The 1,059-nt window shown below is 66.8% G+C and carries 2 protein-coding genes; both read right to left on the bottom strand.

Features of this window, described 5'->3' with window-relative positions; genetic code table 11:
• Positions 1–541: hypothetical protein (locus ACWCOV_RS41800; RefSeq protein WP_449834932.1), on the bottom strand; the 541-nt coding region annotated here is incomplete at its 3' end.
• A 15-nt stretch (positions 542–556) separates the two neighbouring features.
• A complete protein-coding gene (locus ACWCOV_RS41795; RefSeq protein WP_449834931.1) occupies positions 557–967 on the bottom strand; it encodes a plasmid replication, integration and excision activator in 411 nt (136 codons plus the stop codon).
• Between the last annotated feature and the right edge of the window lie 92 nt (positions 968–1,059).

The raw sequence follows: 1,059 nt of genomic DNA, 5'->3' as shown, positions 1-1,059 counted from the left end.
CCCGACAATCCATCGCGCCGAAGGTCTGCGCCAGCCGCTCCGCGACCTCGGCGTAGTCGGTGAGCACCTGCCCCGGTAGCAGCCGGACCGTGACCAGGTCGACGCGGCCGGTCGAACGGACCCTGACGATACGCGGCAGGAACTCGCGATCACCAAGCTTGGAGTTGAGCTTGAGCGTGGTCATGGTTGGTTGCCACAGGCCCCGATACACCGCGAACCGTCGCCACCAGCCACGCAGCCGCCACACGATCCGCTGCGCGAACGACTCCGGCCAGCGCCACCACCACACCAGACCGAGCAGGACCACAGCAGCCACAGCAGCAGCGATCCGCCAAGGTCCGTAGACCGTCCACGCCTTCCAGGCCAGCAGACCGGCTAGGACGGTCCCGGTCGAGCGGGGGTGCCTGGCCAGCACGACTGGCAGCCGCACCAGCCAGGACACGAGGACCCACAGCAGCCACCACCGAAGCTTGATCGCGATCGCCGGAGTCCGAAACCGCAGCGGCCCCTCGGTGACCTCGGTACCTCGGATGCTGAACACGTCGGTTCACCCCGCCTAAGCCGCAGGCTTGTTCGCGCCGGGAGCGTTCTTCGGCGCCCGGACACCCATCGCCCGGAACGACCACGCCAGCCGCGGACGGCCGTTGGAGTCCGACACGTACGGCGTCGCGGTCATGCCGTCGAACTCGACCGGCGTGAACGGCATGCCGTTCGACGGCGGCAGCACCGGCTGCTGCTTCGACAGGATCTTGATCGAGAGCTGCCGGTCGGCCTTGCGCGCCTCCGGGTCACCGTCCATCACGTCGACCGACCACACGTTCAGGCCGGAGTCCTCGTCGACCGAGTACACGGGCCGGTCCTTCGTCGACCGGTCGAAGTCGCGAACCTGCGTGACCTCCGAGACGGCGTACACGCCGTGCGGGAAGACCTCGCCGAACTGGATGTTGATCTTGCGCGGCATCGCCATGAGATGACTCCTAGTCTTCAGGTCCTCTATAAGGACTGGATGAGACACCGACGGTACGCCGCGATTACTCTGGTCGTCAAGACCTCTATAGG

The sequence above is a fragment of the Kribbella sp. NPDC002412 genome (assembly GCF_053592935.1).
This window is presented reverse-complemented; position numbering and strand designations above follow the sequence as displayed.